At 71.8% G+C, this 19,017-nt stretch carries 15 protein-coding genes; 11 read left to right on the forward strand and 4 right to left on the reverse strand.

Annotated elements, in window-relative coordinates:
* Positions 1-192: 192 nt before the first annotated feature.
* Positions 193-2,079: a glycoside hydrolase family 15 protein gene (locus E1284_RS19040; RefSeq protein ID WP_131940738.1), complete on the reverse strand. Its 1,887-nt coding sequence runs from the start codon at positions 2,077-2,079 to the stop codon at positions 193-195.
* Between the two features lie 318 nt (positions 2,080-2,397).
* Between E1284_RS19040 and ppdK the strand changes: the two genes are divergently transcribed.
* From ppdK to E1284_RS19065, 5 genes are all read left to right on the forward strand, one after another.
* The gene (gene ppdK / locus E1284_RS19045) at positions 2,398-5,097 is read left to right on the forward strand and encodes a pyruvate, phosphate dikinase (protein ID WP_131940740.1); all 2,700 of its coding nucleotides are present in this window, start codon (positions 2,398-2,400) and stop codon (positions 5,095-5,097) included.
* Between the two features lie 128 nt (positions 5,098-5,225).
* Positions 5,226-6,011, forward strand: coding sequence for a YdcF family protein (locus E1284_RS19050; protein ID WP_131940742.1), 786 nt, complete (start codon positions 5,226-5,228; stop codon positions 6,009-6,011).
* A 48-nt stretch (positions 6,012-6,059) separates the two neighbouring features.
* Entirely contained in the window at positions 6,060-7,334 is a 1,275-nt protein-coding gene (locus tag E1284_RS19055; RefSeq protein WP_131940744.1) for a deoxyguanosinetriphosphate triphosphohydrolase, read from the forward strand.
* A 120-nt stretch (positions 7,335-7,454) separates the two neighbouring features.
* A complete protein-coding gene (locus E1284_RS19060; protein WP_131940746.1) occupies positions 7,455-8,681 on the forward strand; it encodes an NAD(P)/FAD-dependent oxidoreductase in 1,227 nt (408 codons plus the stop codon).
* A gap of 116 nt (positions 8,682-8,797) precedes the next feature.
* Positions 8,798-9,259 carry a GtrA family protein gene (locus E1284_RS19065; protein ID WP_131940748.1) on the forward strand — a complete coding sequence of 154 codons (462 nt, stop codon included), beginning with the start codon at positions 8,798-8,800 and terminating at the stop codon, positions 9,257-9,259.
* Positions 9,260-9,266: 7 nt separating this feature from the next.
* On the opposite strand, the gene E1284_RS19070 is transcribed toward E1284_RS19065, so the two are convergent.
* Positions 9,267-10,136 carry an LLM class F420-dependent oxidoreductase gene (locus E1284_RS19070; protein WP_131940750.1) on the reverse strand — a complete coding sequence of 290 codons (870 nt, stop codon included), beginning with the start codon at positions 10,134-10,136 and terminating at the stop codon, positions 9,267-9,269.
* 124 nt (positions 10,137-10,260) lie between these two features.
* Between E1284_RS19070 and E1284_RS19075 the strand changes: the two genes are divergently transcribed.
* Positions 10,261-10,644, forward strand: a complete 384-nt coding sequence (locus tag E1284_RS19075; protein WP_131940752.1) for a MerR family transcriptional regulator — start codon at positions 10,261-10,263, stop codon at positions 10,642-10,644.
* A 37-nt stretch (positions 10,645-10,681) separates the two neighbouring features.
* On the opposite strand, the gene E1284_RS19080 is transcribed toward E1284_RS19075, so the two are convergent.
* Positions 10,682-11,203 (reverse strand): TIGR03086 family metal-binding protein, encoded by a 522-nt coding sequence (locus E1284_RS19080; RefSeq protein WP_207923841.1) that lies wholly within the window; start codon positions 11,201-11,203, stop codon positions 10,682-10,684.
* Here E1284_RS19080 and E1284_RS19085 point away from each other — a divergent pair.
* The gene (locus E1284_RS19085; RefSeq protein ID WP_131940754.1) at positions 11,195-12,421 is read left to right on the forward strand and encodes an aminotransferase-like domain-containing protein; all 1,227 of its coding nucleotides are present in this window, start codon (positions 11,195-11,197) and stop codon (positions 12,419-12,421) included. The genes E1284_RS19080 and E1284_RS19085 overlap by 9 nt on opposite strands.
* Here the strand turns inward: E1284_RS19085 and E1284_RS19090 are convergent, their stop codons facing one another.
* Entirely contained in the window at positions 12,422-13,696 is a 1,275-nt protein-coding gene (locus E1284_RS19090; RefSeq protein ID WP_131940756.1) for an ABC transporter ATP-binding protein, read from the reverse strand.
* Between the two features lie 229 nt (positions 13,697-13,925).
* Here E1284_RS19090 and dnaG point away from each other — a divergent pair, with 229 nt between their 5' ends.
* From dnaG to efeO, 4 genes are all read left to right on the forward strand, one after another.
* Positions 13,926-15,875, forward strand: coding sequence for a DNA primase (gene dnaG / locus E1284_RS19095; protein ID WP_131940758.1), 1,950 nt, complete (start codon positions 13,926-13,928; stop codon positions 15,873-15,875).
* Between the two features lie 71 nt (positions 15,876-15,946).
* Positions 15,947-17,092, forward strand: coding sequence for an RNA polymerase sigma factor RpoD (rpoD, locus tag E1284_RS19100; protein WP_067631740.1), 1,146 nt, complete (start codon positions 15,947-15,949; stop codon positions 17,090-17,092).
* Positions 17,093-17,225: 133 nt separating this feature from the next.
* Positions 17,226-17,687, forward strand: coding sequence for a YbjQ family protein (locus E1284_RS19105; RefSeq protein ID WP_131940760.1), 462 nt, complete (start codon positions 17,226-17,228; stop codon positions 17,685-17,687).
* 145 nt (positions 17,688-17,832) lie between these two features.
* Complete coding sequence (efeO, locus tag E1284_RS19110) at positions 17,833-18,963, forward strand: iron uptake system protein EfeO (protein WP_131940761.1); 1,131 nt, start codon at positions 17,833-17,835, stop codon at positions 18,961-18,963.
* The last annotated feature ends 54 nt before the right edge of the window (positions 18,964-19,017 follow it).

The following is a 19,017-nucleotide window of genomic DNA, read 5'->3' on the forward strand; positions in this document are numbered from 1 at the left end:
GGAGGCGGGTCCGGGGTCGTTCGGAAGGTTATCAGCGGGCGGTGGCGTGCTCACGGCGGAACGCTAACCGGGCTGTTCGACAAAAGAGTCAATTCCGGCAGATGTCGGCCAACTTGTGATCAAGCCTCCGGATCGGCCGGGCCGGGCGGCCCGGCCGATCCGTGCGGCCGTTGACGCGGGCGTCCGGGCGGGTCAGGCGAGCGGCGAGTGCGGCTCGTCGTTCTCCGCGTTGATCACCTGCATCACCGCGTTGATCAGCGCCAGGTGGGTGAACGCCTGCGGGAAGTTGCCGAGGTGCCGGCCGGTGTGCGGGTCGATCTCCTCGGCGTACAGCTGCAGCGGGCTCGCATACGACAGCAGCTTCTCGCACAGCGCCCGCGCCCGCTCCAGCTCGCCGATCATCACCAGCGTGCTGACCAGCCAGAACGAGCAGATCGTGAACGTGCCCTCGTCGGACTCGAACCCGTCGTCGGTCTCGGTGGCCCGGTAGCGCAGGACGAGGTCGTCCTCCGACAGCTCGTCGGCGATGGCGAGGACGGTCTCGCGCACCCGCTTGTCGTCGGCGGGCAGGAAGCCGAGCAGCGGGATCAGCAGCGCCGAGGCGTCCAGCGCCGTCGCGCCGTAGTGGGCGGTGAACACGCCCCGCTCGTCCAGCGCGTTCGCGAGCACGTCCGCGTGGATCTCGTCGGCGGCGGCCTGCCAGCGCCGCGCCCGGTCCTGGTCGCCGCGGATGCGGGCGAGCCGGGCGCCGCGCTCGGCCGCCACCCAGCAGAAGATCTTGGACGAGGTGAAGTGCTGCGGCTCGCCGCGCACCTCCCACATCCCGCAGTCGGGGGTGCGCCAGTTGGCGAGCGCGTCCTCCACCTGCTTGATGATGATCTTCCAGAGCCGGTCGTCGAGCCGGTCCCGCTTGCGCACGAACAGGTAGATGGAGCCGATGATCGCGCCCCACACGTCGTGCTGCGCCTGCATGTACGCCTCGTTGCCGATGCGCACCGGACGGGCGTTGTCGTAGCCGGTGAGGTGCTCCAGCGTCGACTCGGGCAGCTCCTCCCGCCCGTCCAGCCCGTACATGATCTGCAGCTTGCCCTCGGCCGCCTCGGCGACGTCGGTGATGAAGTAGAAGAAGTCGTTGGCCTCCCAGTCGTAGCCGAGGGTGTAGAACGCCCACAGCGCCATCGTGGAGTCGCGGATCCAGGTGTAGCGGTAGTCCCAGTTGCGGTCGCCGCCCGGCGTCTCCGGCAGCGACGTCGTCGCGGCCGCCGCGACCGCGCCCGACGGCGCGAACGTCAGGCCCTTCAGCGTCAGCGCGCTGCGCTGCAGGTGGCTGCGCCACGGATGGTCGGGGAAGCGGCCCCGGTCGAGCCAGTGCTGCCAGTGGTGGACGGTCCAGACGAGCCGCTCCTGCGCCTCCTCCCACGACGACGGCGCCGCGTGCTCGCTCCACGACAGCGCCACGAACCGGGACTCGCCCTGCTTCAGCAGCGTCCGGGACGTGGCGAGCGACCCCTCGAACCCGACGTTCATGTCGGTGCTGAGCCGCAGCCCGACGCCGTTGCCGCGTGCGACGGCCTCGTGGTAGCCGGCGCCGGTGTGCTCCCAGCGCGCCGGCGTCTGGCCGTAGTCGAACACCGGCATGCAGTCGAGCCGGACCTGGACCTGCCCGTTCACGCACCGCACCATCCGCAGCAGGACGTGGTCGGCGTCGTAGTCCGTCGGCGCCCTGCGGTGCGTGTGGGACCGCTCCGTCTCGTGGTGCCACGGGCCCATCAGCAGCGCGTCCGTCACCACGAGCCAGCCCCCGTGCACCCACCAGGTGGTCTCCATGACCATGGTGCCGGGGATGTAGCGCTGCGCGGCGGGCACCTCCACGCCCGCCGGGCCGACCCGGAAGTACCCCGCGTCGCGGTCCAGGATGGACCCGAACACGCTGGGCGAGTCCATCTTCGGCAGGCACATCCACTCGATGTTGCCGCTGGGCGCGACCAGTGCGGTCGTCTCGCAGTCGGACAGGAACCCGAAATCGGCTATCGGGGCGAACGGATCCCCCGCGCGGCCGCCGGCGACCTTCGGCCTCACAACGCCACCTCCTTGATCTCCATCATCCCCTCTTCCCGGCAGTGAACGCGCCAGCGGCGCGCGACCGCGTCCCCGGCCGGGGGGCGGAGCGCGGTGTGGTGTCGGTCTCCCCAGTGGAATAGACCATTATCTGCGGTCTGAGCTGGGAAAACTCCGTCCGGCGCACCGGGCGCCGAGCAACCGCGCGCGGCGCGGGTACAGTCCCGGCAAACAGTGCAGCGGACCCGCTTCTGCCTGGGGGAACGCGATGAAGCGCGCCCCCGGTGCGGGTGGGCCGGAACTGTCACTGGGTGGAACCGGAGCGAGAAGGAGCTCCCCGTGCCGAAGTTCGTGTACGACTTCACTGAGGGAAACAAGGACCTCAAGGATCTGCTGGGCGGCAAGGGCGCCAACCTGGCCGAGATGACCAACCTCGGACTGCCCGTGCCCCCCGGGTTCACGATCACCACGGAGGCCTGCCGGCACTACCTCGAGCACGGGAACCTGCCCGAGGGGCTGGCGGACGAGGTGAACGCGCATCTCGCCGACCTCGAGTCCGCGATGGGCAAGAAGCTCGGCCAGAGCGACGACCCGCTGCTGGTGAGCGTGCGGTCCGGCGCCAAGTTCAGCATGCCGGGAATGATGGAGACCGTCCTCAACGTGGGCCTGAACGACGAGTCCGTGCACGGCCTCGCCGCTCAGGCGGGCGACGAGCGGTTCGCCTGGGACTCCTACCGGCGGCTGATCCAGATGTTCGGCAAGACGGTGCTGGACATCGACGGAGACCTGTTCGAGGAGGCCATCGAGGACGTCAAGCGCGCCCGCGGCAGCGACCAGGACGCCGACCTGGTCGCCGACGACTTCAAAGAGCTCGTCGACCGGTTCAAGGGGATCGTGCGGCGGCAGACGGGGAGGGGCTTCCCGACCGACCCGCGCGAGCAGATGGACCTCGCCGTCAAAGCGGTGTTCGACTCGTGGAACGCCGACCGGGCGATCCTGTACCGGCGGCAGGAGCGCATCCCCGTCGACCTCGGTACCGCCGTCAACATCTGCTCGATGGTGTTCGGCAACATGGGCCTGGACTCGGGGACCGGCGTCGCGTTCACCCGCGACCCCGCGTCCGGCCAGCAGGGCATCTACGGCGACTACCTGCAGAACGCGCAGGGCGAGGACGTCGTCGCCGGCATCCGCAACACGGTGCCGCTGACCGAGCTGGAGCGCATCGACAAGGCGTCCTACGACCGGCTTCTCGAGATCATGGAGACGCTGGAGAACCACTACCGCGACATGTGTGACATCGAGTTCACGATCGAGCGCGGGAAGCTGTGGATGCTGCAGACCCGAGTAGGCAAGCGGACCGCCGCCGCGGCGTTCCGCATCGCCTGCCAGCTGCTCGACCAGGGGCTCATCGACGTGGACGAGGCCGCCCGCCGCGTCACCGGCGGCCAGCTCGCGCAGCTGATGTTCCCCCGCTTCGCGAGCCGGGTGGACGGCGTCCGCAAGCTCACCAAGGGCATGAACGCCTCGCCGGGCGCGGCCGTCGGCAAGGCCGTGTTCAGCTCCGCCCGCGCGGTGGAGCTCGCCGAGCGGGGCGAGGACGCCATCCTCGTCCGCCGCGAGACCAACCCCGACGACCTGGCCGGCATGGTCGCGGCCAAAGGCGTCCTGACCTCGCGCGGCGGCAAGACCTCGCACGCCGCCGTCGTCGCGCGCGGCATGGGCAAGACCTGCGTGTGCGGCGCCGAGGAACTGGACGTCGACGTCAAGAACGGGCACTTCACCGCCCCCGGCGGGGTGACCGTGCGCGAGGGCGACGTCATCTCGATCGACGGGTCGTCCGGCGACGTCTACCTCGGCGAGGTCCCCGTCGAGGACTCGCCCGTCGTCCGGTACTTCGAGGGCGAGCTGACAACGGAGGAGGGCGGCGACCTCGTCAAGGCCGTCGACCGCGTCATGAAGCACGCCGACGCGCGCGCCGCGCTGAAGGTGCGGGCGAACTCCGACAACCCGGAGGACTCCGCGCGCGCCCGCCGGTTCGGCGCCGCCGGGATCGGGCTGTGCCGCACCGAGCACATGTTCCTCGGCGACCGGCGGCAGCTCATCGAGGAGCTCGTCCTCGCCGAGGACGACGCCGAGCGGCAGGCCGCGCTGGACGCCCTGGAGCCGCTGCAGAAGAGCGACTTCGAGGGCATCTTCGAGGCGATGGACGGGCTGCCCGTCACGATCCGGCTCATCGACCCGCCGCTGCACGAGTTCCTTCCCGACATCACCGAGCTGTCGGTCAGGGTCGCGCTCGCGGGCGACGGCGCCGACGCCAAGGACCGGAGGCTGCTCGAGGCGGTCAACCGGCTGCACGAGCAGAACCCTATGCTCGGACTGCGCGGCGTGCGGCTCGGTTTGGTGATTCCCGGCCTGTTCGCCATGCAGGTGCGCGCGATCGCCGAGGCGGCGGCGGCCCGCAAGCAGGCGGGCGGCGACCCGCGGCCGGAGATCATGATCCCGCTCGTCGGCGCGGTGCAGGAACTGGAGGCCGTCCGCGACGAGGCGCGCGGCATCCTGGACGGGGTGCGGGAGTCCACCGGCGTCGACGTCCCGGCGCTGATCGGCACCATGATCGAGCTGCCGCGGGCGGCGCTCACCGCCGGGCAGATCGCCGAGGCCGCCGAGTTCTTCTCCTTCGGCACCAACGACCTCACCCAGACGACGTGGGGCTTCTCCCGCGACGACGTCGAGGCGGCGTTCTTCTCCCGCTACCTCGAACTCGGCATCTTCGGGGTGTCGCCGTTCGAGACGCTGGACCGGGAGGGCGTCGGGCGGCTCGTCCGCATCGCCGCCGAGGAGGGCCGCAAAGCACGGCCCGGCATCAAGCTCGGCATCTGCGGCGAGCACGGCGGCGACCCCGACTCGGTGCACTTCTGCCACGAGGTCGGCCTGGACTACGTGTCCTGCTCGCCGTTCCGCATCCCGGTCGCCCGGCTGGAGGCCGGCCGCGCCGCCATCGCGGCGGCGGACGCCTCGGGAGGCGGCGGCAGCCGCTGACGTCCGCGGCCGGCGGCCGGTTCCCGCACACGGTGAACCGGCCGCCGGCGCGCGTGTGGGTTCCGTTACACGCGGTATGTGTGAACTTCGGACGCGAGCCGGACCATCTCAATAGTGTGTCCGATGCGATGACGTTGGAAGTGGAATTGCCGGAGACCCAGCCCGAAGAGCCCGCCGCCGAAGAGCGCGGCGAGCGTGGGGACCGCCCGCGCAAGCGCCGCCGGTCGCCCTGGTTCACGATCCCGATGAGCGTCCTCATCGGCCTGCTGGCGATCGTCGTGCTGACCCCGCTGACCGTCGGCGCGCGGATCTGGCACCAGGCCCGGCAGGACGAGCGTCCCCGCTCCGACGCGATCATCGTGCTGGGCGCCGCGCAGTACAACGGGGTGCCGTCCCCGACGCTGAAGTGGCGGCTGCAGCACGCCCTCGACCTGTACCGCGACGGTGTCGCGCCCGCCATCGTCACCGTCGGCGGCAAGGCGCCCGGCGACAACTACACCGAGGCCGGCGCCGGCCGCGCCTGGCTGATCAAGGAGGGCGGGGTGCCCGCGTCCAAGGTCTTCGCGGTGCCCGTCGGGCGGGACACCCTGGAGAGCCTGAAGGCCGCCGGCGCCGAGTTCGACCGGCACCACTGGGACTCCGCGGTGATCGTCACCGACCCGTGGCACGGGCTGCGCTCCAAGAAGATGGCCGCGGACCAGGGCATCGAGGCCGCCGCCTCGCCGACGCGCAGCGGCCCCAGCGTGCAGACCCGCGACACCCAGTTCAACTACATCGTCCGGGAGACCGGCGGCTACCTGTCGTACGTGCTGCTGGGCAAGAGCGTCCAGGTGCCGGACGAGACCGTCAAGCGCATCCGCATCGACCCGTCCGGGACTCCGGCGCCGTCGTCCTCCGTCCCGCCGAGCCGCTGAACCGGCGGGCCGCCGGACCGGGCGCGCCCGCTTACCCTGGATAGGGCCATGACGAGCAACATCATCGAGGGCTACACCGCGCCCGACCGCCGGCGGTGGGCGCCCGAACCGGCCAAGCGCCGCGACCGGACGGCGTTCGAACGCGACCGGGCCCGCGTGCTGCACAGCGCCGCCCTGCGGCGGCTGGCCGCCAAGACGCAGGTCGCCTCGCCCGGCGCGGACGCGGCGGCCGACACCGTGCAGAGCCTGCGCACCCGGCTGACCCACTCGCTGGAGTGCGCCCAGGTCGGCCGGGAGCTGGGCAAGTCCCTCGGCTGCGACCCCGACCTGGTCGAGGCGGCGTGCCTGTCGCACGACATCGGGCACCCGCCGTTCGGCCACAACGGCGAGTACGCGCTGGACATCGTCGCCCGCGACTGCGGCGGCTTCGAGGGCAACGCGCAGAGCCTGCGCGTCCTGACCCGGCTGGAGCCGAAGTCGTTCGCGCCGGACGGCCCGCCCCTGCACGGCCGCAGCGTCGGCCTCAACCTGACCCGCGCGGCGCTGGACGCCGCGATCAAGTACCCGTGGCCGCAGGCCGAGGCGGTCAACGGGAAGTTCGGCGTCTACGACGACGACATGGACGTCGCCGCCTGGGTCCGCGAGGACGCGCCCGCGGGCCGGACCTGCTTCGAGGCGCAGGTCATGGACTGGAGCGACGACGTCGCCTACTCCGTCCACGACCTGGAGGACGCGCTGGTCGCCGGGCACGTCGACTTCGCCCGGCTCGCCGACCCGGCCGAGCGCCGGCTCGTCGCCGCCACCGCGGAGAAGCTGTACTGCCCGGGTGCCGACCTCGGCGAGCTCGAGGAGCGCTTCGCCGCGCTGCTCGCCGAGCCGTGCTGGCCGGACCGCTACGACGGCACCCCGCGCAGCCTCGCCGCGCTGAAGAACCTGACCAGCACGCTGATCGGGCGGTTCTGCCTGGCCGCCGAGACCGCGACCCGCGAGGCCTACGGCGACCGGCCGCTCACCCGGTACGCGGCGGAGCTGATCGTCCCGCGCGTGCCGCGGATGGAGAACGCGCTGCTCAAGGGCATCACGGCGCACTACGTGTGGATCAGCCACGAGGAGATCAGGGCCCGCCAGCGGACGCTGATCACCGAGCTGGCCGAGCTGATGCTGGCCGGCGCGCCCGGCAGCCTGGACCCCGGGTTCCGGGAGGCGTTCACCCGCGCCGCCGACGACGCGGCCCGGCTGCGCGCCGTCGTCGACCAGATCGCCTCGCTGACCGATCTCTCCGCGATGGCCCGGCACCGGATGCTGGGCGGCCGTCCGCACTGATCGGGGGCGTTTCCCCGCGGTTGAGGCGTGCGAATACGTGCGGACGCGCCCGGCGACGGCCCTTGTCTCGGCACAGGGGCGCCTGTAGGGATAGCTACAAGTCAACTACAGGAGGTCGCCATGCCCGAGGAGACGTTCGTCATCGCCGGCGCGAGCCTGGCCGGAGCCAAGGCGGCGGAGACGCTCCGCGAGGAGGGTTTCACGGGCAGGATCCTGCTGGTGGGCGAGGAGATCGAGCGGCCGTACGAGCGTCCGCCGCTGTCCAAGGGCTTCCTCCTGGACAAGGAGCCCCGCGAGAAGGCGCACGTCCACGAGCCCGACTGGTACGACAAGCACAACGTGGAGTTGCGGCTCGGCATGTCCGTGGCCTCGATCGACCGGGGGGCGCACGAGGTGCGCCTGTCCACGAAGGAGCCGGTCTCCTACGACAGGCTGCTGCTGGCGACCGGTGCGTCCCCGCGCCGCCTGGAGGTGCCCGGCTCCAAGCTGCAGGGCATCCACTACCTGCGCACGATGGCCGACTCGGCGGCGCTGAAGCAGGCGCTCGCGCACGGCGGGCGGCGCGTGGTGATCGCGGGCGCGGGCTGGATCGGGCTGGAGACGGCCGCCGCCGCCCGCTCCCACGGCAACGAGGTGACGCTCATCGACCCGGAGCCGACGCCGCTGCACGCCGCCATGGGGCCCGAACTCGGCGGCGTGTTCGCCGACCTGCACCGCGAGCACGGCGTCATCCTGCGGATGGACGACGGCGTCGCCGGGTTCTGGGGCGCCGGGCAGGTGTCGGCGGTCGTCACCTCCGGCGGCGCCGAGGTCCCCGCGGACGTCGTGATCGTCGGCATCGGGGTGCGGCCCAACACCCGGCTCGCGGAGGAGGCCGGGCTGGAGGTCTCCGACGGCGTGCTCGTCGACCAGTCGCTGCGCACGTCCGACCCCGACATCTTCGCCGCCGGGGACGTCGCCAACGCGTTCAACCCGCTGCTCGGACGGCGGATCCGCGTGGAGCACTGGGCGAACGCGCTGAACGGCGGGCCCGCCGCCGCCCGCGCCATGCTCGGGCAGGACGTCGTCTACGACCGGATCCCGTACTTCTTCAGCGACCAGTACGACCTCGGCATGGAGATGTCGGGCGTCGCGTCGCCGGGGGAGTACGACGAGGTCGTCCACCGGGGCGACCGCGAGTCGCGGGAGTTCATCGCGTTCTGGCTGTCGGGCGGCCGGGTCGTCGCCGGGATGAACGTCAACGTGTGGGACGTCACCGGGGACGTCCAGGCGCTGATCCGCTCCGGCCGCACCGTGGACGCCGCCCGCCTCGCCGACCCGGAGGTGCCGCTGGCCGACCTCGCCTGATTGAAATGGAATGTCCCGATCGGGCGTTCCATCAGACATGTGCACGTCCGCCGCCACTGATCTTTAAGCGGGGTGGTGACTTTCGTATATGTCCTACTCAGGTAAGGTCTGGGTGAGTGAGTACTGTGCAGCGGTCGAGACCGGTCGAAACGGTCTCATCCGCCCCGGCGTACCGGACATTCCTCCGCGAACTGGTGAGCTTCGGCTTCGTGGGGTGCGTCGGCACGCTCATCATGATCTTCGGCGCCAACCTGATGCGCGCGGGGCTGGGCGGCAGCCCGGTCACCAGCGTGGTCGTCCCGACCATCGTGTCGACGCTGACGTCCTACCTGCTCAACCGGCACTGGACGTTCCGGCACCGCGACAGCGACGGCTCCGGCCGGGAAGTCGCGATCTTCTTCGCGCTGAACGGCGTCGGGCTGCTCATCCAGGTGCTGTGCACCGGCTTCACCTACTACACCCTCGGCCTGCACGGCGGGATCGCCTACAACCTCGGCCTGCTCGCCGGCGTCGGCCTCGGCTCGGCCTTCCGCTACTGGTCCTACAAGAAGTGGGTGTTCACCCCCGCCGCCGCGTGAGCGGGGCTCAGCGCCCGGCCGGGACGAGATCCCGGGTCTGGGCCAGCGCCTCGGACAGGACGCCGGCGAGGTCCTGCCCGGTGCCCTGGGAGAAGATCGCGTGGTCGATGCCGCGCTCGGCGAGCCGCCCGACCTTGTCGACGGCCTCGTCCACGGACGGCGTGCCGGTGAAGAGGCTGAGCGAGGTCTTCTCGATCTCGCCGTAGTCGCGTCCCTCGCGCTCGCAGTGCTCCCTCAGGACGTCCAGCTTGCGCGGCAGCTCGTCGCCGTCGAAGAGGTTGCAGGCGTCGGCGTACTCGGCGACGAACCGGAGCGTCTTCTTCTCCCCGCCGCCGCCGATCAGGACCGGCGGGTGCGGGCCGCGCAGCGCGGGCGGCGAGTTCAGCGGCCGCTCCAGCGCGTAGTGCTCGCCCTCGAACGCCGATTCGTCGCCCTTCCACATCCGGTGCGCGATCCGCAGCGTCTCCTCCAGCCGCTCGAACCGCTCGGCGGTCGGCGGGAACCGGACGCCGAGGCCGCGCGACTCCTCCTCGTTCCAGGCCGCGCCGATGCCGAGCCACGCGCGCCCGCCCGACAGGACGTCCAGCGTGGTCACGGTCTTGACCAGGATGCCGGGGTGCCGGTAGGTCACGCCGGTGACCATCGTGCCGAGGGTGATCCGCTCCGTCAGCGCCGCCGCGTAGGCGAGTGCCGAGTAGCCCTCCAGCATCGGCTCCTCCGAAGCGCCGACCCCGCGGATCTGGAAGAAGTGGTCCATCACCCAGAACGAGTGCAGCCCGCCCTGGTCGGCCTCGCGGGCCATCCGGCCGAACACCGGGGCGATCTGCTCCGGCCCGCCGGGAAAGGTGAAGCTGGGAACCTGAAGTCCGATGCGCATGGCAGTCCCTGTCCTCGTAGTTCGCCGTCCCCTCCACTCTGCGATCTGGAGCGCACTCCAGGTCAAGCCGCCCCGCCGCGAGGACGTTGACCTGGAGTGCGCTCCAGGTGCGATCCTGGAGGACGTGAGTTCCTACTCCCCGTCCGAGACCGCCGAGAAGAGCGGTTTCAGCATCGACACGCTGCGTTACTACGAGAAGATCGGGCTGCTGTCGGGCATCGCGCGCAACGCCTCCGGGCGGCGCGTGTTCAGCGACGACGACCTGGCCTGGCTCCACATGCTGCGCTGCCTGCGCGGCACCGGGATGCCGATCGCGGAGATGCTCCGCTACTCCGAGCTCGCCCGCGGCGGCGACGGGACCTTCCAGGAGCGCTTCGACCTGCTCCGGGAGCACGACCGCCGGGTCGAGGAGCAGATCGCCACGCTGCGCGCGCAGCAGCGGCACATCAAATGGAAAATCGAGATGTACCAGGAGGCGGCCTGCGAGGCCGCTCCCGCGCCCGCCTGAGCGGGCACCCGCGCGGCCCGCCCGCAGGCCCGGCCTCTCAGCGCCAGGCGGGGTCCCGTCCCAGCAGGGTGAGCAGGCGCTCCTTCGGTGCCGCGCCGCCCGGGGACGGCAGGGTCGCGGCGAACGACTCGCCGGGGCCCCGGCTCTCCTCGGGCACCAGGGCCGCGACCGTGAGCGACGTCTCGACGAGGTCGTCCGCCGGCTCCCACGGGACGCCGATCGCGGCGGCGACGTCCCACGCGTGGACGACCAGGTCGACGAGGTGGAAGCTGACCGCGAGCGCGGCGGGGAAGCGCCCGCCGAGCTCGGGGAGGGCCAGCTCGGCGTCCAGGGCGACGTCGGCGAAGGCGCGCCCGACGAGTTCTGCGGAGTCCATTGCGGCGGCGTAGGGGTCGTCGCCGAGGTCGCCGCCCCGCCACACGGCCAAGCGCTCGCCCTCGCCCCGCGCCGCCGCGGCGAAGCCCCGGTCCTGGCCGACCTGGTGGCGCAGCAGGCCGTGCAGCGTCCAGTCCGGGCACGGTGTGGGCCGCGCGAGCGCGTCCGGCTTCACGTGCGCCACGGTGGACAGGTACAGGTCCGCCGCGACCTCGCCGAGCAGATCTACGCGCGGGTGCGGGCGGCGATCCTGGACGGGCGGCTCCGCGCGGGCGAGGCGCTGCCCCCGACGCGCGAGATGGCGCGCCGGCTCGCGATCTCCCGCAACACGGTCGGCGTCGCCTACGACCGGCTCGCCGCCGAGGGGTTCCTGACGAGCCGGGCGGGCGCGGGGACGTTCGTCCGGGAGACCGGCTCCGCCGCGCGGGGCGCCCCGGCGGGCGACCCGGCCGGGCTGCCCGCGCTGCGCGAGGCCATCGCCCGGCACGTCGGCGTCTCCCGGTCGGTGCGGGCGGGCGGCGACGACATCGTGGTGACCGAAGGCGTCCAGCAGGCGCTCGACCTGATCGTCCGCGTCCTGCTCGAACCGGGCGACGTGGTGGCCGTGGAGGACCCGGGGTACCCGCCCGTCCGGATGCTGCTGGCCGCGGCCGGGATGCGGGTCCGGGGCGTGCCGGTCGACGCGGAGGGGCTGCGGGTGGACGCGCTGCCCGGCGACGCGCGGGCCGTGTACGTCACGCCGTCCCACCAGTTCCCGCTGGGCATGCCGATGTCGCTGCCGCGCCGCCGGGCGCTGCTGGACTGGGCGCGGCGCCGCGACGTGGTGATCGTCGAGGACGACTACGACACCGAGTACCGGTACGGGGGACGGCCGATCGAGCCGCTGCAGAGCCTCGACGAGGACGGCCGGGTGCTGTACACCGGCACCTTCTCCAAGATCATGCGGCCGGTGCTGCGGCTCGGGTTCCTGGTGGCGCCGCCGTCGCTGCACCGCGCGTTCCGGATGGCGCGGTACGTCTCGTCCTGGCACGCCGAACTGCCCGCGCAGGCGGCGCTCGCCCGGTTCATCGACGAGGGCCTCCTCGCCCGGCACGTCCGCAGGTCGCGCCGCGAGTACCGGGCCCGGCACGAGCGCGTCGCGGACCTGCTCGGGACGCTGTTCGCCGGCCGGCTGGACGTCGTCCCGGCGGAGGCCGGGCTGCACCTGAGCGCCCTCCTCCCGGACGGGACGGACGACACCGCGATCGCCGCGCGGGCGCTCGGCGCGGGCATCGGGCTGTTCGCGCTGTCGGAGTTCGCGGTCACCGGACCGCCCGTCCCGGGGCTGGTCTTCGGCTACGGCGCCGTGCCGCGGACGAAGATCGACGCGGGGCTGCGGAGGCTGCGCGAGATCGTCCCGTGACTAGCGCTGGACGGGCGTGACACGGCGCCCGTCGGCGCCGAAGAACAGCATGCGGCCGAGGTCCACGGTCAGCGCCACGTGGTCGCCCCGGTTGGGGCGGTCGCCGGGCGCGATGCGGAACACCAGGTCGGAGCGGCGGTGGTGGCCCGAGTGCTCCTCCGGGGCCGCCTCCTCGGGCGGCGTCCGGCCCAGCATCTCCCGCACCCGGTCGCGCCATCCGGGACGCTCGGCCTCGTAGGACGGCGCCTGCGGCGGCCGCCCCACCTCGGCCGCGTCGACCGTGGGGATGCCCGCCGCGGCGTAGGCGAGCCACTCGTGCCCGTGGAACTCCAGCGCCCGGACCTGCCCGGACAGCACGGACCCGTGCGGCGCCGGCGCGCCCGGCGAGATCGGCACGAGGGTGTCCGGGCGGATGCCGACGATCACCGTCTGGCCGTGGTGGCTGATCAGCGCCGACGCCCGGGGATCGTTCCAGGGGACGAGCAGCCGCTGCGGCCCGAAGTCGACCAGCAGCCCCTCGCCCTCGATGGCCCACAGGGTGGCCTGCATCAGGTTGATCGGCGGCGAGCTGAGGAACGCGGCCACGAACACGGTCCCCGGGTCCTCGTAGATCTGCTCGGGGGTGCCGACGTCCTCCAGGACGCCGTCCCGCAGCACCGCCATCCGGTCGGCCATCGTCATGGCCTCGACCTGGTCGTGCGTGACGTACACGGTGGTGGTGCCGGTGGAGCGGACCAGCGCGGCGATCTCGACCCGCAGCTCGGCGCGCAGCCCGGCGTCCAGGCTGGACAGCGGCTCGTCCATCAGGAACAGCGACGGCTCCCGGATCAGCGCCCGGCCGATCGCGGCGCGCTGCCGCTGGCCGCCCGACAGCGTGCGCGGCAGCCGGTCGATCATCGTGTTCAGGCCGAGCGCGCGGGCCAGCTCGACGACCTTCGCGCTGGCTTCGGCCCGGTCGTCGCCGGACACCTCCAGGGGGAACATCATGTTGCCCTTGACCGTGCGGTGCGGGTAGAGCGCGCCCTCCTGGAACACCATGGCGACGTTCCGGTCGCGGGGCGGCAGGTCGTTGGCCACGCCCCCGTTCAGCCACAGGTCGCCGGAGGTGATCTCCTCCAGCCCGGCGATCATGCGCAGGATGGTGGACTTGCCGCAGCCGGACGGACCGAGCAGGACGAACAGCTCGCCGTCGTTGATGCGCAGGCGGACCTTCCGGACGGCGACATGCCCGCCCGGATACACCTTGTCGACGCCGTCGAGCACAACATCCGTCATCGCGTCCGCCTGGGTGTGAGCAAAATCTCGGTCAGTCATCACATCGCGCGACGGTCCGAGTTGTCCAGAGTAAAACCGCGCTTACCCGGGGCGGATCCGGCCGAGTCCGGCCAGTGACCACGGCATTTCGACCAGGACAGGAGGATCGCGACAAACCGGAGGATGTCTCCGGAGCCGGTTCGGGTGGGGAAGCGCCGGATGTCACGCCCCCGCCGTAGACTCCTTGGTCGTGGCAGGCAGGATTCGCAACGAGGACATCGCGCTCGTCCGGGAGCGGGCGTCCATCGACGCCGTGATCGGCGAGTACCTGCAGCTCCGCAGCGCGGGCGGAGGCAACCTGAAGGGCCTGTGCCCGTTCCACGACGAGAAGTCGCCGTCGTTCAACGTGACGCCCTCGCGCGGGCTGTACTTCTGCTTCGGCTGCGAGGCCGGCGGCGACGTCATCAAGTTCGTCCAGGAGATCGAGCACCTGTCGTTCTCCGAGGCGGTGGAGCGGCTCGCCGCCCAGGCCGGGATCCAGCTCCGCTACGAGGAGGGCGGCGGGCGCGGCCCCCGCCAGGACGGCGGGCAGCGCGCCCGGCTGATCGAGGCGCACAAGGCCGCCGCCGAGTACTACGCCGGCAACCTGGAGTCCCCCGAGGGCGCGATCGGCCGCACGTTCCTGTCCGAGCGCGGCTTCGAGGCCGCCGACGCCGCCCGGTTCGGCGTCGGGTTCGCGCCCCGCGAGTGGGAGGGCCTCGTACGGCACCTGCGCGGGCGCGGGTTCGCCGACCGCGACATCGTCGCCGGCGGCCTGGCCAAGGAGGGCCGCCGCGGCCCGATGGACCGCTTCCGCGGCCGGCTGATGTGGCCGATCCGCGACCTGTCCGGCGACGTCATCGGCTTCGGCGCACGCAGGCTCTACGAGGACGACGACGGCCCCAAGTACCTGAACACCCCCGAATCGCCGCTGTTCCACAAGAGTTCGGTGCTGTACGGCGCCGACCTGGCGAAGAAGGAGATCGCGCGGCGCCGGCAGGCGGTGGTGGTCGAGGGCTACACCGACGTGATGGCCTGCCACCTCGCGGGCGTCCCGACGGCGATCGCCACCTGCGGCACGGCGTTCGGCGACGACCACATCAAGGTGCTGCGCCGGCTCCTCATGGACCAGGACGAGTTCCGCGGCGAGGTGATCTTCACCTTCGACGGCGACGCGGCCGGCCGCAAGGCGGCGCTGCGCGCGTTCGACGACGAGCAGAAGTTCGTCTCGCAGACGTTCGTCGCCGTCCAGCCGGACGGGCTCGACCCCTGCGACCTGCGCATCCGGCACGGCGACGCGGCGGTGCGCGACCTGGTCGCCTCCCGGCTGCCGCTGTTCGAGTTCGCCGTGCGCAGCGCGATCGAGCAGCACGACCTCGACACCGTCGAGGGGCGGCTCGCCGCGCTGGACGCGGCCGCGCCCGTCGTCGCCGCCATCAAGGACCGGTCGCGCCGCCACATGTACGCCGTCAACCTGGACCGCTGGGTCGGCGTCATGGACGAGCAGTTCGTGCTGCGCCGCGTCCGCGAGCTGGCGAACCGCCGGCACGCCCGCGAGCGCGCGGGCCACGGGCGCGCCCCGGCCGGGAGCGGCCGGGACGGGTACGGCGGCGACGGCCGGAACGGGAACGGGCGGAACGGGAACGGGAACGGGGCCGCCGAGCCGCGGCGGCCCGCGTTCGACCCGTCCGACCCGGAGGTGCAGCGCGAGCGCGAGCTGCTGAAACTGGCCGTGCAGCGGCCGGCGCTGCTCGGGCCGGTGTTCGACGAGGTCCCGGCCGAGGCGTTCATCGCGCCGCCGCACGCGGCCGTGCGCGCGGTGCTCGCGGCGGCGGGCGGCGTGACGGCCGCCGGCAACGTGGCCGAGTGGGTGTCGCTGCTCCTGGAGAGCGCCCCCAACGACCAGGTCAGGGACCTGATCACCAAGCTCGGCGTGGAACCGGTCCGGTCCGCCCAGGATTCGGACGACCGCTATGCCATGGAACTGCTCGCCCGGATACAGGAGCGCCAGCTCACCCGCATGATCGCGGACGCGAAATCTAAACTCGGGCGGCTGAATCCGGTCGAGGCGCAGGAGGAGTACCACAAGCTCTTCGGCGATCTTGTCGCGCTTGAGCAGCAGAGACGGGTGTTGCGCGAGCGAGGGCTCGGATCACAGTAAGGCAAATGAGCGCAAAATGGGTCCTGTGATCTAGGCCCCCTTTGCCGCAGACTGTCCCCGTGGGCCCTTCGGTGCTGCCAAGCGAGGCGCCATCGGTTGATCAGGTGGCGGACCTCGTCGCACGCGGCAGAGAACGCGGCGGTGTGACCGTCGAAGACGTCGCTGCCGCACTCGATCGCTCGGACTTGCCGGACGACTCCATGGAACGGGTCGTCCGGATGCTCGCAGAGCAGGGGGTGGAGGTCCTCGAGTCTCAGCAGGAGACCGAGGACGTCGCGCGAGCGGATGAGGGAGACCTCGGCAAGCGGGCGCCGACGAGCGACCTGGTTCGGATCTACCTGAGAGAGATCGGTCGCGTACCGCTTCTCACGGCAGAAGATGAAGTAGAACTCGCGAAATCGATCGAGGCGGGCCTGTTCGCCGAGGAGAAGATGGCGCGCACCGCCGTCCTCGCCCGCGGCGAGCTGCTCGACCTCGAACTGCTCTCCCGCGAAGGCATGCGGGCGAAGCAACGCCTGATCGAGGCCAACCTGCGGCTGGTGGTCTCGATCGCGAAACGCTACGTCGGCCGGGGAATGCTGTTCCTCGACCTGATCCAGGAGGGAAATCTCGGGCTCATCCGCGCGGTCGAGAAATTCGACTACACGAAGGGGTTCAAGTTCTCGACCTACGCCACCTGGTGGATCCGGCAGGCGATCACCCGGGCGATCGCCGACCAGGCCCGGACGATCCGGATCCCGGTCCACATGGTGGAGACGATCAACAAGCTGGTCCGGGTGCAGCGGCAGATGCACCAGGACCTCGGCCGGGAGCCGACCCCCGAGGAGATCGGGCTGGAGATGGGCCTGTCGCCCGTCCGGGTGGTGGAGATCCAGCGGATCGCCCAGGAACCGGTCTCGCTGCAGTCGCCGATCGGCGAGGAGGACTCCGACCTCGGCGACTTCATCGAGGACGCGGACGCCGTCGTGCCGATCGAGGCCGCGGCGTTCATCCTCCTCCAGGACCAGCTGGAGGACATCCTCGGCACCCTGTCGGACCGGGAGCAGCGCATCATCCAGCTGCGCTTCGGCCTGGCCGACGGACACCCCCGCACCCTGGAGGAGGTCGGCCGCGAGTTCGGCGTGACCCGGGAGCGGATCCGCCAGATCGAGTCGAAGACGCTGGCCAAGCTGCGCCACCCGTCCCGCGCCCAGATGCTCCGCGAATACCTGGAGTGACGGCGGAGCCGGACGGGCCGGCCGTCCCCCGGCCGCGCTGCCGGGGGGACGGCTGGCCCGTCCGGCGGCGCCGCCAGGGCGACTCGCGGTGATTCGTCGCATTTCGTCCCGGTGGTCATCTACCGTGGTGGGCATGCTGATCGTGACGACTGACGGCGTGCCGGGGTACGACATCCGGAGCGTGCTCGGGGAGGTCCTCGGGACGTCCCTGCAGGCCGACCAGGGCGCGCCCGCGCAGCCCGCGCACGGCGGGAGCAGCGCGACGTTCCGGGTGACGGGGGAGCGGCCGGCCGCCGGCCTCGCCGCGGCGCGCCGGGAGGCGATCGACCGGCTCGGCGAGGAGGCGCGCCGCAAGGGCGCCAACACCGTCGTCGGCATGCGCTTCGACACTGCCCACGTGGGCGGCGGCTTCGAGGTCTGCGCGTACGGGACGGCCGTCTGGGCGGAGCCCGCGGGGCAGCAGCGCGAGCAGCCGCAGCAGTATCAGCAGCGCCCGCCGCAGCAGGGCCTCCCGCCCTACGGGGACCCGCAGCCGGGCGGCCCGCCGATGGCGGCGCGCAACCTCACGATGGGCCTGCGCGACCGGCCCCGCTGACCGGACCGCGCGGCGGGCCGCGCACAACCGGGTCGGGCAGCCGCGGCGTGCGATGGCTCACTGTCGCGGGGGCCACTTGACGGGCTGAGGACAGGCTTCGCTAAGTTAGGTGAGCCTAACCAGTTGCTCGCCCCTGGAGACTTTCATGCGTCCTGTGTCCGCCCTCGCCCTCGCCGGTGCCGCCGCCGTGTCGATGTCCCTGCTCTCGGCGTGCGGCGGTGACGGGAAGGCGGACACGGCGGGGGCCATCCCGGTGACGGCGACCGACGACTCCTGCGAGGTGGCCGAGACCGACCTCACCGCGGGCAAGACCACCTTCAAGGTCAGCAACAAGGGCTCCAAGGTCAACGAGTTCGAGGTCCTCAAGCCGGACGGCAAGATCCTCGCCGAGCGGGAGAACATCGGCCCCGGCACCAGCGTCGACTTCGTGGTGAACCTGCCCGCCGGCCAGTTCAAGCTGCTGTGCAGCGCCGGCCAGACCGGCAAGGGCCCGTCCCAGAACGTCACGGTCACCGGCAAGGCCGAGGGCGGCGCCGACGCGCGGCTGTCCAAGGCCGCCGCCGACTACAAGGCGTTCGTCATCGTGAAGCTCGACGACACCATCGCCAAGACGCGGGAATTCGTCGACGCGGTGAAGGCCGGCGACGTGGAGAAGGCCAAGGAGCTGTACGCGCCGTCCCGCGTCGGCTGGGAGACGATCGAGCCGGTCGCGGAGAAGTTCGGCGACATCGACCCGAAGGTCGACGCCCGCGAGGCCGACCTGAAGCCCGAGGAGAAGAAGGACTGGTCCGGCTGGCACCTGCTGGAGAAGGCCCTCTGGGAGGACGGCTCGGTCAAGGGCAAGGAGAAGTACGGCGATCAGCTGCTGGCGGACCTGGATACGCTGAAGTCGCGGCTGCCCGGCCTCACCCTCGACCCGGTGAACGACATGGCGGGCGGCGCGAAGGAGCTGCTGGACGAGGTCGCCACCGGCAAGGTCACCGGTGAGGAGGAGGCGTTCAGCCACACCGACCTGGTCGACTTCAAGGCCAACGTCGACGGCGCCAGGAAGATCTACGAGCTGCTCAAGCCGGTCGTGCAGGAGCGGGACGCCCAGCTCGCCACCGACCTCGACGACAACTTCGCCAAGGTCGAGGCGCTGCTGAACAAGCACGAGAAGGGCGACGGATACGTCTCCTACGACAAGGTCGGCAAGGACGACCGCAAGGACCTGGCCGACGCGGTGAACGCGCTGGGCGAGCCGCTGTCCAAGCTCGCCGAGGTCGTCGCCGCGTAGCGCGGGCGAACCAGTGGCGCGGACGGATCAACGGAACGGGAAGGTGGCGGCGGG

It is taken from the genome of Actinomadura bangladeshensis (genome assembly GCF_004348335.1).
GTDB classification, from domain to species: Bacteria; Actinomycetota; Actinomycetes; order Streptosporangiales; family Streptosporangiaceae; genus Spirillospora; species Spirillospora bangladeshensis.